This window comes from Pantoea sp. PSNIH1, assembly GCF_007680655.1.
GTDB classification, from domain to species: domain Bacteria; phylum Pseudomonadota; class Gammaproteobacteria; order Enterobacterales; family Enterobacteriaceae; genus Pantoea; species Pantoea eucrina.
The window spans coordinates 185408-199243 of the sequence record NZ_VEIP01000001.1 but is presented as its reverse complement, the minus strand read 5'-3'; the positions used below and the strand labels follow the sequence as shown (position 1 = coordinate 199243).

The 13836-nt window shown below is 56.3% G+C and carries 12 protein-coding genes; 7 read left to right on the top strand and 5 right to left on the bottom strand.

Going from position 1 to position 13836, the window contains the following annotated elements:
* Positions 1-25: 25 nt before the first annotated feature.
* The gene (locus FS690_RS00915) at positions 26-472 is read left to right on the top strand and encodes a GNAT family N-acetyltransferase (protein WP_145338935.1); all 447 of its coding nucleotides are present in this window, start codon (positions 26-28) and stop codon (positions 470-472) included.
* 1 nt (position 473) lies between these two features.
* Here the strand turns inward: FS690_RS00915 and apbC are convergent, their stop codons facing one another.
* Entirely contained in the window at positions 474-1586 is a 1113-nt protein-coding gene (gene apbC / locus FS690_RS00910; RefSeq protein WP_039385423.1) for an iron-sulfur cluster carrier protein ApbC, read from the bottom strand.
* 162 nt (positions 1587-1748) lie between these two features.
* Between apbC and metG the strand changes: the two genes are divergently transcribed.
* The 6 genes from metG to sanA all read left to right on the top strand — a co-directional run bounded on the left by metG (position 1749) and on the right by sanA (position 8748).
* The gene (gene metG, locus FS690_RS00905) at positions 1749-3782 is read left to right on the top strand and encodes a methionine--tRNA ligase (RefSeq protein ID WP_108569528.1); all 2034 of its coding nucleotides are present in this window, start codon (positions 1749-1751) and stop codon (positions 3780-3782) included.
* 167 nt (positions 3783-3949) lie between these two features.
* Positions 3950-4336, top strand: coding sequence for a CidA/LrgA family protein (locus FS690_RS00900; protein WP_145338934.1), 387 nt, complete (start codon positions 3950-3952; stop codon positions 4334-4336).
* A complete protein-coding gene (locus tag FS690_RS00895; protein ID WP_108569527.1) occupies positions 4329-5021 on the top strand; it encodes a CidB/LrgB family autolysis modulator in 693 nt (230 codons plus the stop codon). The genes FS690_RS00900 and FS690_RS00895 overlap by 8 nt, the downstream gene beginning before the upstream one ends.
* Positions 5022-5145: 124 nt before the next feature.
* The gene (cdd, locus tag FS690_RS00890; protein WP_039386013.1) at positions 5146-6042 is read left to right on the top strand and encodes a cytidine deaminase; all 897 of its coding nucleotides are present in this window, start codon (positions 5146-5148) and stop codon (positions 6040-6042) included.
* 157 nt (positions 6043-6199) lie between these two features.
* On the top strand, positions 6200-7897 hold the full coding sequence (locus FS690_RS00885) for an NAD-dependent malic enzyme (protein ID WP_039385428.1): 1698 nt from the start codon (positions 6200-6202) through the stop codon (positions 7895-7897).
* A 131-nt stretch (positions 7898-8028) separates the two neighbouring features.
* A complete protein-coding gene (gene sanA, locus FS690_RS00880; protein ID WP_094111868.1) occupies positions 8029-8748 on the top strand; it encodes an outer membrane permeability protein SanA in 720 nt (239 codons plus the stop codon).
* A gap of 68 nt (positions 8749-8816) precedes the next feature.
* Here the strand turns inward: sanA and mglC are convergent, their stop codons facing one another.
* From mglC to galS, 4 genes are all read right to left on the bottom strand, one after another.
* A complete protein-coding gene (gene mglC, locus FS690_RS00875) occupies positions 8817-9827 on the bottom strand; it encodes a galactose/methyl galactoside ABC transporter permease MglC (protein ID WP_145338933.1) in 1011 nt (336 codons plus the stop codon).
* Between the two features lie 18 nt (positions 9828-9845).
* Entirely contained in the window at positions 9846-11366 is a 1521-nt protein-coding gene (mglA, locus tag FS690_RS00870; protein WP_071668024.1) for a galactose/methyl galactoside ABC transporter ATP-binding protein MglA, read from the bottom strand.
* A gap of 69 nt (positions 11367-11435) precedes the next feature.
* Positions 11436-12431 carry a galactose/glucose ABC transporter substrate-binding protein MglB gene (mglB, locus tag FS690_RS00865; RefSeq protein ID WP_071668025.1) on the bottom strand — a complete coding sequence of 332 codons (996 nt, stop codon included), beginning with the start codon at positions 12429-12431 and terminating at the stop codon, positions 11436-11438.
* Positions 12432-12738: 307 nt separating this feature from the next.
* Positions 12739-13779, bottom strand: a complete 1041-nt coding sequence (gene galS, locus FS690_RS00860) for an HTH-type transcriptional regulator GalS (protein WP_039385437.1) — start codon at positions 13777-13779, stop codon at positions 12739-12741.
* Positions 13780-13836: the final 57 nt, after the last annotated feature.

The following is a 13836-nucleotide window of genomic DNA, read 5'->3' as shown; positions in this document are numbered from 1 at the left end:
GCTTGCGATTCAGGAGACCCCGCACGTGAATATCCGACCTTTTCAGGAGAGCGATCGCCCGTTTCTGCGCACGCTGTTTCTCGCCGCGCGCCGGCACAGCTGGACGTGGCTTAACGGTGATGCGTGGCAGCTGGAGGATTTTGATGCGGTGATCCTGGGTGAAACGGTGCTGGTAGCGGAGATCGGCGGCGAACGCGCGGGTTTTGCCGGCATTCTCGATAACGACAATTTTCTGCACAGCCTCTATGTTGACCCGGCGTATCAGGGTCAGGGTGTGGGCAGCGCGCTGCTGCTGCAGGTTACAGCACGCTTTACCTCAACCGGCGCGCTGAAATGTCTGGCTGCGAACCGGGCCGCGCTGGCGTTCTACCAGCATCACGGCTGGCAGCGCGTCGCCAGCGGCGAAGGCGAACAGGGTACCTATGTGCTGATGCACTATCCGCTGGCGGGACGCGCCAGCGAAACGGCGTGAGCTACACCGCCCGGAAGGCGATATCGCCCGGGATCACCTCACCCTGCCAGTAAAGCTGAGCGGCTACGCGCCCCGCCAGCTGGCGATAGAGGGCGGTAAAGTCGCTCTCTGGCCGGCGGATCACCGTAGGCGTCCCGTCATCCAGATCCTCCCGCAGGTGAATATGCAGCGGCAGCTGTGCCAGCAGGCGGGTGTGGTAATCCTGCACCAGCCGCTCAGCCCCGCCGGTGCCGAAAACAGGCTCATGATGGCCACACTCACTGCAGATATGCATGCTCATGTTCTCCACCACTCCCAGCACCGGCACCGCTACTTTTTCAAACATCACGATGCCTTTGCGCGCGTCCAGCAGCGCGATATCCTGCGGGGTGGTCACCACCACGGCGCCGGTGACGGGTACGCTCTGCGCCAGCGTCAGCTGGATATCGCCGGTGCCGGGCGGCATATCGAGAACCAGATAGTCGAGGTCGGGCCACAGCGTCTCGTTGAGCAGCTGCAGCAGCGCCTTGCTCGCCATCGGTCCGCGCCACACCATCGCATTATCGTCCGTAACCAGATAGCCAATTGAGTTGGTCGCGAGCCCGTGCGCCATAATCGGTGCCATGTGCGTGCCGTCAGGCGATGTCGGACGCTCCGCTTCCGTTCCCAGCATATTCGGAATGGAGGGACCGTAAATATCCGCATCCAGCAGCCCCACGCGCGCCCCTTCGGCGGCCAGCGCCAGCGCCATGTTAACCGCCGTACTCGACTTGCCGACGCCGCCTTTGCCGGAGCTGACCGCAATGATATTTTTCACGCCGTTCACGCCCGGCTGATTTTTTACCCGCTTCAGGGTGGCGATATCGTGACGCAGACGCCAGTCGATGGCGCGCGCCTGCGTCAGCCGCAGCAGCTCCGCGCTGACCTGCGCTTTGAGATCCTCAAACGCGCTGCGCCAGATAAACGGCATAACCAGCTCGATATGCAGTTTTTCATCCAGCAGCGCCACGTGCCGCAGCGCTTTCAGCGTAGTGAGATTCTGCTGCAGCGTGGGGTGCGTAAATGCGCTCAGCACGCCGCTGACCACGGCACGCAACGCTTCAGGTGAATGATAATCCCGGGATTGTGTGCTCATCCCCTCTCCTTATTTCATCATGACGCCAGAATGTAGCGGTATAAGGTCAATCATATCAGAGCAGCGCGAAAAAGAGCGCGACGCGCCTCCTGTGTTTACGCCGGAGGGTGCTTCGGTTAACATCTAACCCCGATTTTTCATTAACGGAAAGCTACGCAAATCATGACTCAAGTCGCTAAAAAATTACTGGTAACGTGCGCCCTGCCGTACGCAAACGGCTCTATCCATCTTGGTCACATGCTGGAACACATCCAGGCTGATGTATGGGTCCGTTACCAGCGAATGCGTGGCAACCAGGTTTACTTCATCTGCGCAGACGATGCGCACGGCACGCCGATTATGCTGAAAGCACAGCAGCTGGGCATCACGCCGGAGCAGATGATCGCCGAGATGAAGCAGGAGCATGAAACTGACTTCGCCGGCTTCAATATCAGCTATGACAACTATCACTCAACGCATGCCGATGAGAATCGTCAGCTGGCTGAGGTGATCTACACGCGCCTGAATGAAAATGGCTTTATTAAGAAGCGCACCATTTCGCAGCTCTACGATCCGGAAAAAGGGATGTTCCTGCCCGATCGCTTTGTGAAAGGCACCTGCCCGAAATGTAAAGCGGCCGATCAGTATGGCGATAACTGCGAAGTGTGCAGCGCCACCTACAGCCCGACCGAGCTGATTGAGCCGAAGTCAGTGGTATCCGGCGCTACGCCGGTACTGCGTGACTCTGAGCACTTCTTCTTTGATCTGCCGGCGTTCAGCGAGATGCTGCAGGCGTGGACGCGTTCCGGCGCCCTGCAGGAGCAGGTCGCCAATAAGATGCAGGAGTGGTTTGAGTCGGGACTGCAGCAGTGGGATATCTCCCGCGATGCGCCCTACTTTGGCTTTGAGATCCCGGACGCGCCGGGCAAATATTTCTACGTCTGGCTGGATGCGCCAATCGGCTACATGGGCTCGTTCAAGAACCTGTGCGACAAGCGCGGCGATATCGACTTCAGCGAATTCTGGCAGAAAGATTCCGCGACCGAGCTTTATCACTTTATCGGTAAAGATATCGTCTATTTCCACAGCCTGTTCTGGCCGGCAATGCTGGAAGGCAGCGGTTTCCGCAAGCCGACCAACCTGTTTGTGCATGGCTATGTCACGGTAAACGGCGCGAAGATGTCAAAATCGCGCGGCACCTTTATCAAAGCCAGCACCTGGCTGAAGCATCTTGATGCCGACAGCCTGCGCTACTACTACGCGGCCAAGCTCTCTTCGCGCATTGATGATATTGACCTGAATCTGGAAGATTTCGTGCAGCGCGTTAACGCTGACGTAGTGAACAAAGTCGTTAACCTGGCTTCGCGCAACGCCGGTTTTATCACCAAACGCTTTAACGGCGAGCTGGCCGCTGAACTCGCCGATCCGGCGCTGTACCAGACCTTTGTGGCGGCATCAGAGAAGATCGGCGAAGCGTGGGCGAACCGTGAATATAACCGCGCTATCCGTGAGATCATGACGCTGGCCGATCTGGCGAACCGCTATGTTGATGAGCAGGCACCGTGGGTGGTGGCGAAACAGGAAGGCCGCGACGCTGACCTGCAGGCGATCTGCTCAATGGGCATCAACCTGTTCCGCGTGCTGATGACCTGGCTGAAGCCGGTACTGCCGTCGCTGAGCGAGCGCGCTGAGGCGTTTCTGCAGAGCGAACTGAGCTGGGATGGCATCGCGCAGCCGCTGCTGAATCACAGCGTGGCACCGTTTAAAGCGCTCTATGGCCGCATTGAGATGGCAAAAGTGGAGGCGCTGATTGAGGCATCGAAAGAGGATGCGGCGGCAGCCAGTCAGCCTGCGGTGAGCGGCCCGCTTGCTGACGCGCCGATTGGCGACACCATCACCATTGATGATTTCGCCAAAGTCGATATGCGCGTAGCGCTGATTGAGCAGGCGGAACTGGTTGAGGGTTCAGACAAGCTGCTGCGCCTGCAGCTCGATCTCGGCGGTGAGAAGCGTCAGATCTTCTCCGGCATTCGTGCTGCCTACCCCGATCCTTCGGTACTGGTGGGCAAGATGACCATTATCGTGGCCAACCTGGCACCGCGTAAGATGCGCTTTGGCGTATCGGAAGGGATGGTGCTCTCAGCCGGCTCTGGCGGCAGCGATCTGTTTGTGCTCTCGGTGGACAGCGGCGCACAGCCCGGCATGCCGGTTAAGTAATCGCTTTTCTTTTTTTACAGCCCTCTCCGCTGCGAAGAGGGCTGCTTTTCCGCTCCCGCCTCCTTCCTGAACGACCCTCTGCGCCAGTTCTGCCGCGCACGCAGGCCGGACTCTGGCACGCTAAGCGCGTAATGCGTATGATGTAAAACAGATGACCGAAGCCGGAGATGTCTGACGTGTTAACTGCCTGCTGGCGCTATCTGCGCGCCTTTATGATTATCTATGCCGCGCTCTATGCCGGTATCGCGCTCGCCGCCCTGCTTCCCTTTTCTATTCCCGGCAGTATTATCGGTATGCTGCTGCTGTTTTTACTACTGGGGCTGCAAATTCTGCCGGTCCGCTGGGTAAAGCCCGGCTGCCATCTGCTGATCCGCTATATGGCGCTGCTGTTTGTCCCGATAAGCGTCGGCGTCATCAGCTATACCGATGTACTTTCCGCGCAGTTTGGGCCGATCGTGGTCTCCTGCCTCACCAGTACGCTGATGGTGCTGGTGGTGGTGGGTTTTAGCGCTGAACGCCTGCAGCGCCCGAAACAGGAGCAGCCGCATGAGTGACGCCTGGTGGTCTCTGCCGCTGACGCTGGCTGCTTATTTTGTGGCGCGTCGGCTGGCGGCAAAGCTCAAAATCTCGCTGATTAATCCGCTGCTGGTAGCCATGGCCATCATTATTCCGGTGCTGCTGCTGACGCATACCCCCTATACGCGCTATTTTGCCGGCAGCGCACTGCTGAATCAGCTGCTGCAACCGGCGGTCGTGGCCTTAGCGCTGCCGCTTTATGAGCAGATGCATCAGATCCGCGCACGCTGGAAAACCATCATCAGCGTCTGCTTTATTGGCAGCCTGACCGCCATGGTATCCGGCACGGCGATGGCGCTGTGGCTGGGCGCCACACCGGAGATCGCCGCGACGCTCCTGCCCAAGTCAGTCACCACCCCGATTGCGATGGCGGTCTCTGCCTCACTGCACGGTATTCCGGCCATCAGCGCTATCTGCGTGCTGATCGCGGGCGTATTTGGTGCCGTATTCGGGCACATGCTGCTGAACCTGCTGCGCATTCGCAGCAAAGCATCGCGTGGCCTGGCGATTGGCAACGCGTCACACGCGCTGGGCACGGCGCGCGCGGCGGAAATCGACTATCAGGAAGGGGCGTTCAGTTCACTGGCGCTGGTGATCTGCGGCATCATTACCTCTTTACTGGCACCGTTTATCTTTCCGCTGCTGCTGGCGTGGTTTGGCTGAAAGTTTGCGAGAGATCTCGCAAAGTTGAAACAACTCAATCAGCTTGCATTGTCATAGCGACATGGATCACATATAACTCAGCAGGCGGCGCCCCGCCGCTGATGAGTTAATGAGGCCTGACACCATGCACCCACGATTCTCTTCCGCTTTCTCCGACCTGCCGGCTGCCCTGCAGCAGGCGCTGCAGCCGCTGCTGGACGCGCCCGATTTTCACGGCGTGCTCCGCCCTGACGAGTTGATACAGCTGCAGCAGGTCACCGGACTGGAAGAGGATGCGCTGGCGCTGGCGCTCCTGCCGCTCGCCGCCTGCTGTGCGGTTGCGCCGCTCTCGCGCTTTAACGTTGGCGCTATCGCGCGTGGCGTCAGCGGCCACTGGTATTTTGGGGCAAATATGGAGTTTCGCGGCGCCACGATGCAGCAGACGGTACACGCTGAGCAGAGCGCGATTACCCACGCCTGGCTGCGCGGTGAAACGGCGCTGGCGGCCATCACCGTAAACTACACGCCGTGTGGCCACTGCCGTCAGTTTATGAATGAGCTGAACAGCGGTACGGCGATCCGTATCAGTCTGCCGGGCCGTGACGTGAACACGCTGGCCCACTACCTGCCCGATGCATTTGGTCCTGCCGACCTCAATATTACCGAACGGCTGATGACGCCGGTTGACCATGCCTTTGCCCCTGCCGGCGATGCGCTGCAGCAGGCGGCAATCCGGGCTGCCAGCCAGAGCCACGCGCCTTATAGCTTCAGCTACAGCGGCGTGGCACTGGAGAGCCACAGCGGCGCCATTTACAGCGGCCGCTATGCGGAGAATGCCGCCTTCAACCCGAGCCTGCCGCCGCTGCAGGCCGCGCTGATCCTGATGAATATGCATCATGAACCGCTGGAAACTATTCGCCGCGCGGCGCTGGCCGAGTCTGCAGAGGGTACGCTGACGCAGGCGGACGCCACGCGGGCGACGCTGGCCGCGCTCGGCTGCCGTGAGCTGACGATTACTTTAGTTTCAAAAACATCCGTTTAGTGATCCTTTTACCGCTTTTGTGACCTGCTGTTAACAAAAGCTGTACATCTGCCGGAATTTTCATAGGATCGGGCGCCAGACCTTCACAATAATCAGATCTGGCGTGACCTTTTCGTAGCGATACGTCAGCAAACACTGCAACCGGAGCAAACATTGCATGGAACTCGAGTACGAAAGTAAACGCCCGCTCTATATCCCCTATGCGGGTCCGATTCTGCTGGAATTTCCGCTGCTGAATAAAGGCAGCGCCTTCTCTCTGGAAGAGCGAAACGAATTTAATCTTAATGGCCTGCTGCCGGATGCGGTTGAGACTATTGAAGAGCAGGCGGAACGCGCCTGGCGTCAGTTCCTGGATTTCAAAAACAACAACGACAAGCACGTCTATCTGCGCAATATCCAGGATACCAACGAAACCCTGTTCTACCGCCTGCTGGATAATCATCTTGAAGAGATGATGCCGATTATCTACACCCCGACCGTGGGCGCGGCATGCGAGCACTTCTCCGAAATTTACCGTCGCGCGCGCGGCGTATTTATCTCCTACAACAATCGCGATCGCATCGAAGACATGCTGCAGAACGCCACCAAGCAGAATGTGAAGGTTATTGTGGTCACGGATGGCGAGCGTATTCTGGGCCTGGGCGACCTCGGCATCGGCGGCATGGGTATTCCGATTGGTAAACTGTCGCTCTATACCGCCTGCGGCGGCATCAGTCCGGCTTATACCCTGCCGGTGGTGCTGGATGTCGGAACCAATAACCCGCAGCTGCTCAACGACCCGCTCTATATGGGCTGGCGTCATCCGCGCATTAGCGGCGAAGAGTATGAGTCGTTTGTGAATGAATTTATTCAGGCGGTGAAACGTCGCTGGCCAAACGTCCTGCTGCAGTTCGAAGATTTTGCACAGAAAAACGCTATGCCGCTGCTGCAGCGCTATCGCGATGAAATCTGCTGCTTCAACGACGATATTCAGGGCACCGCAGCCGTTACCGTTGGTACCCTGATTGCCGCCAGCCGCGCCGCAGGCAGCCGCCTGTGCGAGCAGAAAGTGGTCTTCCTCGGCGCCGGTTCTGCAGGCTGTGGTATCGCTGAACAGATCGTTGCGCAGATGAAATCTGAAGGACTGAGCGATGATGAAGCGCGTTCGCGCGTCATGATGGTTGACCGCTTTGGTCTGCTCACCGATAAGCTGCCAAACCTGCTCGACTTCCAGAGCAGGCTGGTGCAGAAAAGTGACAATCTGAAAGCCTGGGACGTCACCAGCGACACGATTTCGCTGCTGGATGTGGTGCGCAACGCGCAGCCCGATATTCTGATCGGCGTATCGGGCCAGCCAGGCCTGTTTACCGAAGAGATCATTCGCGAGATGCATAAGCACTGCAAACGCCCTATCGTGATGCCGCTCTCTAACCCGACGTCACGCGTGGAAGCGACGCCGGCGGATATCATCGCCTGGACCGACGGTGCCGCGCTGGTTGCCACCGGCAGCCCGTTCTCACCGGTGACCTGGAAAGGCAAAACCTATCCGATTGCCCAGTGCAACAACTCCTATATCTTCCCGGGCATCGGACTCGGCGTGATTGCCGCGGGCGCAACGCGCGTGACCGATTCCATGCTGATGACCGCCAGCCGCGCGCTGGCTGACTGCTCGCCGCTGGTTAACGACGGCGAAGGTCCGGTCCTGCCGGAGATCAAAGATATTCAGGGCGTCTCTAAACTGATTGCGATGGAAGTGGGCAAAGCGGCGCAGCTGGCTGGCGTTGCCGTGGTAACGTCGGAGGATGTGCTCTCTAAAGCGGTTCACAACAACTTCTGGCTGCCGCAGTATCGCCACTACCGCCGTACCTCTATCTGATCGCCTCAGCGCCGGATTTCGATCCGGCACTGCCGAAAAAAACATCAGCCAGCCGGGGTGAGCTTGCTTAGCCGCCCCGGCTCAAGTAGCCTTGAAGCACCCTGAATCCTGCCTGTTGAGTTGCCGCGCGCATGCTGAAACGCGTTTTCTTTGCTCTGATCATCATCATCTTAGCGATGGTGGCGACCGCGCTCGGCCTTGATCGCTGGATCAGCTGGAAAACCGCGCCGTTTATCTATGAAGATGTCGCCTCGCTGCCGCATCGTCAGGTTGGCGTGGTACTGGGCACCGCGAAATATTATCGTGCCGGCGTTATTAATCAGTATTACCTCTATCGCATGCAGGGCGCGCTTAACGCCTACAACAGCGGCAAAGTGAACTACCTGCTGCTGAGCGGCGACAACGCCCAGCAGAGCTATAACGAGCCTGCCACTATGCGACGCGATCTGATTAAAGCTGGCGTCGATCCGGCCGATATCGTGCTGGATTATGCCGGTTTTCGCACGCTCGACTCCATTGTGCGCACGCGCAAGGTGTTTGACACCAACGACTTCATTATTATCACCCAGCGCTTTCACTGCGAGCGGGCGCTCTACATTGCGCTGCACCTTGGCATTCAGGCACAGTGCTATGCCGTGCCCTCGCCGAAAAATATGCTGTCGGTGCGCGCACGCGAAGTCGGTGCCCGGCTGGGCGCGATGGCCGATCTCTATCTGATGAAGCGCGAGCCGCGTTTTCTCGGACCGCTGGTGCCGATTCCGGCAGTGCATACGGTGCCGGAAGATGCGCAGAGCTATCCGGCGGTCACGCCTGAACAGCTGCTGGAGCTGGAAGAGAAGCTGCGTAAGTAGCCTTTACTGAGGCCGGCAGCCATAAAAAAAAGGCTGCGCCAGCGCAGCCTTTTTCCGTTACTTCACGCTTATTTCTTGCGCGAGTATTTCAGTGAATCCAGCGCCACGGCGAAGATAATGATGCCGCCCTTGATGATGTACTGCCAGTAAGGGTTCACGCCGATGTAAGTCAGGCCGTAGTTGATTACGGTAAAGATAATTACCCCGGTCACGACGCCTGCGACCGTACCCACACCGCCGGCGAAGGAGACGCCGCCCACCACGCAGGCGGCAATCGCATCCAGCTCATACATAAAGCCGAGGTTGTTGGTGGCGCTGCCGATACGGCCCGCTTCCAGCAGACCGCCGAACGCATAGAACACACCTGACAGGGCATAGACCAGAATCAGGTTGAACGGCACGTTAACGCCTGAAACTTTTGCCGCTTCCGGGTTACCGCCAATCGCAAAAATGTTTTTACCGAAGCGGGTTTTGTTCCACAGGATCCAGACAAACACGATAGCGATAATGGCGTAAAAGGTGATAAACGAGAGCTTGAAGTCACCAAAGCGCAGGAAACCCTGGGTAAAGGCGGAGAAGCCCGCGTCGAAGCCGGCGATCGGCGAGGCACCGACAAAATCGTAGTAGAGGGAGTTAATACCATACACGATGATCATCGTACCCAGCGTGGTAATAAACGGCGTTACCTTGAGGTATGCGATGATCACGCCGTTTACCAGGCCAATCACGCCGCCGATAATGCACACTACCAGAATAACCAGCGGAATCGGCATGGTTTCCAGATGCGGGAAAACCTTGTTCGCGTTATCCATCGACTGCAGCAGCGTCGCCGCCACTACCGCCGCCAGGCCAACCTGCCGCCCGGCGGAGAGGTCAGTACCCTGAGTCACAATCAGCCCGGCCACGCCCAGCGCGATAATAATACGCACCGACGATTGCGTCAGGATGTTACTCAGGTTCATTAAACTTAAAAACGTCGGATCCTGAAAAATAATAATCGCCAGCAGAACAAACAGGACGACGTAAATACCGCCCTCTTTTAACCAGGTTAGCGCATTCTTTTTAGTAGTCGCTTTCATTTTAAAGCCCTTGCTTCATTAAAGGTGTAATGACGCTAAACGCAGGATTTCATTCTGCGAGGTCGTTTTTGTATCGACAATACCGGCTACCTGACCATTACTCATGACCAGAATACGATCGGTTATACCCAGCAGCTCTGGCATTTCTGAGGAGATAATAATAATGCCCTTCTCTTTTTTGGCCAGTTCTGAAATCAGCTGATAAATTTCAAATTTAGCCCCTACGTCAATACCGCGCGTAGGTTCATCAAGCATTAATATTTCCGGCTGGGTCAGCAGCCAGCGGCCAATAATGACCTTCTGCTGGTTACCGCCTGAAAGCGAGCCAATCTGCGTATGGTGACCTGGCGTTTTTACCCGCATCGAGTCAATAACCCACTGGGTATCGCTCTTCATACGCTTATTATCAAGCAGGCCGATACTGGATTTATATTTTTTAATATTGGAGATAAGCGAGTTAAAGCCGATATCGAGATAGGCGTAGATCCCGGTGGAGCGACGCTCTTCTGTCACCAGCGCAAAACCGTGGTTAATCGCCTCGTTTGCACTGTGGTTGTTGATCGCTTTGCCGTGCAGCCGGATAGTTCCGCCCGACTTCTCGCGAATGCCAAACAGCGTCTCAACGATATCGGTACGCTTGGCACCCACCAGTCCGGCGATACCGAGGATCTCTCCTTTATGCAGGTCAAATGAGATATCACGAATCGAGGGCTGACGCAGTGAAGTGAGGTTGCGGACTTCCAGAATCACCTCGCCCGGCACGTTGCTCTTATCCGGGAAGCGCTGATTGAGCGAACGACCCACCATCATGGCGATGATCTTATCCATATCCAGCCCTTCCAGCGACTGAGTGGCGATCCACTGTCCGTCGCGCAGAATGGTGATCTCGTCGCACAGCTGAAAGATCTCTTCCATCTTATGCGAGATATAGACAATACCGCAGCCGCGATCTTTTAGTTTACGAATAATAGTAAACAGGTGGTTAACTTCTTTTTCCGTCAGCGAAGAGGTCGGTTCATCCATAATGACAATTTTGGCATCATAGGAGAACGCTTTGGCAATTTCAATCATCTGCATCTGCGATACAGAAAGATTCGCCACTTTATCGCGCGGATCGATATCAATATCGAGTTCATCAAAGATCGCTTTGGTATCGCGATACATTTTGTCCTGATCGACAAATGGCCCTTTACGCGGGTAGCGACCCAGCCACATATTATCCATCACGCTGCGCTGCAGCACGAGGTTTAATTCCTGATGCACCATTGAGACGCCATTTTCCAGCGCTTCTTTGGAGCTTTTATAGTCAATCTCCTGGCCCTGAAAAAGAATACTCCCCGTATCTTTTTTATAGATGCCAAATAAGCACTTTAACAATGTCGATTTTCCGGCGCCGTTTTCACCCATTAAGGCATGGACGGAGTGCGGCCGCACTTTCAAATTCACATTATCTAAGGCTTTCACCCCTGGAAATGATTTCGAGACATTCGTCATCTCCAGCAGATATTCACGCTGTGTGGTCGGATTCTCACTGGCCATAATTTACCTGGCTAAAAAAAGCGTATGCAGATGCAATAAGGCGCGGCAAATTGCCGCGCCCGGAATAGATTACTTCGCAAACTGAGAGAGGTTCTCTTTATCTACGGCGACATAAGGCACGCGAACCACTTTATCTTCCATCTTGAAGTTAGTGCCCGCGGTTGGCTCTTTGCCATCTGCCAGGTTCTTCGCGATATCCAGCGTGGCTTTCGCCTGGTTTTCCGCATCGTTCAGCACGGTACCCGCCATCGCACCCGATTTCACCAGCGCCAGCGCTTCTGGCAGCGCATCAACACCAAACACCGGAATGCTTGATTTGTTGTGTGCTTTCAGCGCTTCAACCGCGCCCATTGCCATTGCATCGTTGTTGGCAATGATCACTTCAATTTTGTTAGCGTTCGGACCGGAGAGCCACGCATCGACTTTATCTTTCGCCTGAGCGGTATCCCACATTGCGGTATCCATCGCCAGCTGCTGCGTCTTGATGCCATCTTTGTTCAGGGTGTCGATAACATATTTGGTACGCGCTTCAGCATCCGGGTGCCCTGGCTCGCCTTTCAGCAGGACAAACTGAATCTGTCCATCTTTGTTCAGATCCCAGGCTGGCGTCGATTTCCAGTGCTTCTCAATCAGCTCGCCCTGTTTGATACCTGACTCTTTTGAGTCTGTACCGACATAATAGGCTTTCGGATAGCTGGCCAGCACTTTGGCGTTCGGCTCTTTGTTGAAGAACACAATTGGTACGTCATTGGCTTTTGCTTTGTCGATGACTACCGCTGCCGCTGCCGGATCTACCAGGTTAATTGCCAGCGCTTTCACGCCCTTGGCCATCAGCACGTCAATCTGATCGTTCTGTTTGGACTGGTCATTCTGCGAGTCATTCATCAGCAGCTGAATGCCGCCCAGCGTTTTCGCCTCTTTCTCGATATCCTTACGCACCATTGACATGAAGTTGTCATCATATTTGTAAATGGTCACGCCAATGCGGGTATCGGCGGCGTGTGCAGTTGCACCAAACATCATGCTGGCAACCAGTGCTGTGAGCGTGAAAACCTTCTTATTCATGGTATCTCCGGTTTTAATTATGCAGGGTATTTCATTGCGCCCTGCTGCCTGCGGGCAGCGAACGCAGTCGGTTGAAACGCTATCATTCTGGAGCAGGCGCAGGCATTGGCCGGACCGCTCTCCCTATCCTGACTTCCCTGTACGTAACCGCTTCCTGAAGAGTGTTGTGAACCATTTCAATCGGCTACTGAAACCTGTCCGGAGAGGCGTGACCCGGCGTTTCATGATGTTTCAGTCCGGTAAGACGCTGCCATCATAGTGAGCGGTCTGGTAATTAACTGTGAATGTAATCACATATTGGAAACGGTTACATGGCGCTATCGCCTGGATTAGTGATCGACTCCACAATTTGTCGCTGGGCCACTGAGTGACGCCGCACCAGCGTAGGCATGAAGCAGTGCGATGCCTGAGGATCCAGCTCACCGGCTGCGCCTTTTAGCGCCAGCTCTGTTGCCAGTTTTGCCATAGAAACAATGGGATAGCGTACGGTTGTCAGCTGGGGATCGGTGTAACGGGAAATAGGAATGTCATCAAAACCGATGACAGAAAAATGCTGCGGCACCTGAATGCCGTTATCTTTCAGCGCCGTCAGGGCGCCAGCCGCCATGCCATCGTTATAGGAAAACACGGCGGTCAGATGCAGATTGCGCCCGAGCAGCTCCACCATCGCGGCTTCACCGCCCTGCATATCGGGTTCAGCATGGGCGATCCACGCCTCTGCCGGCTGGATACCCTGCTCTGACAGCGCCTGCAGCCAGCCATCGCGGCGCTGGGCCACATCTTCAATCGGGTGGCTGGAGCTGAGATAGCCGATACGCTGATGCCCCTGCTGCAGCAGCATGCGGGTGGCAACCTGCGCACCGGTTACATTGTCGAGACAGACGCAGCGATGCTCGTAGCCGCGGATCACCCGGTTAACCAGCACCATTCCCGGCACCTGATCCATAAACTGCGTGAGTTCAGCGTCTGAAAGCGTTTTCGCATGTACCACCAGCGCATTGCAGCGCTGACGGATCAGCACCTCAATGGCGTGCCGCTCTTTATCTTCCTGATGCCAGGAATTACTGATGAGAACATGCTTATGCACCCGCTGCGCCACGGTATCCACCGCTTTCACCAGCGCGCCAAAAAAGGGATCGGAGACATCCATGACAACGACACCAATCGTGTCGCTGACCTGGGTGGCGAGCGCCTGTGCGTTGGCGTTCGGACGATAGCCCAGCGATTCCACCGCCTGCAGCACGGCGTCGCGGGTATCAGAGGTGACGGCACTGCTGTTATTGAGCACGCGCGACACGGTGGCAACAGAAACTCCCGCCAGTCGGGCGACATCACGAATCGTTATCATGCAGCGGTTCCACAAAGGCTGAAAGACGCGACGGGCGCGTAATAGCGCTATAGTGTC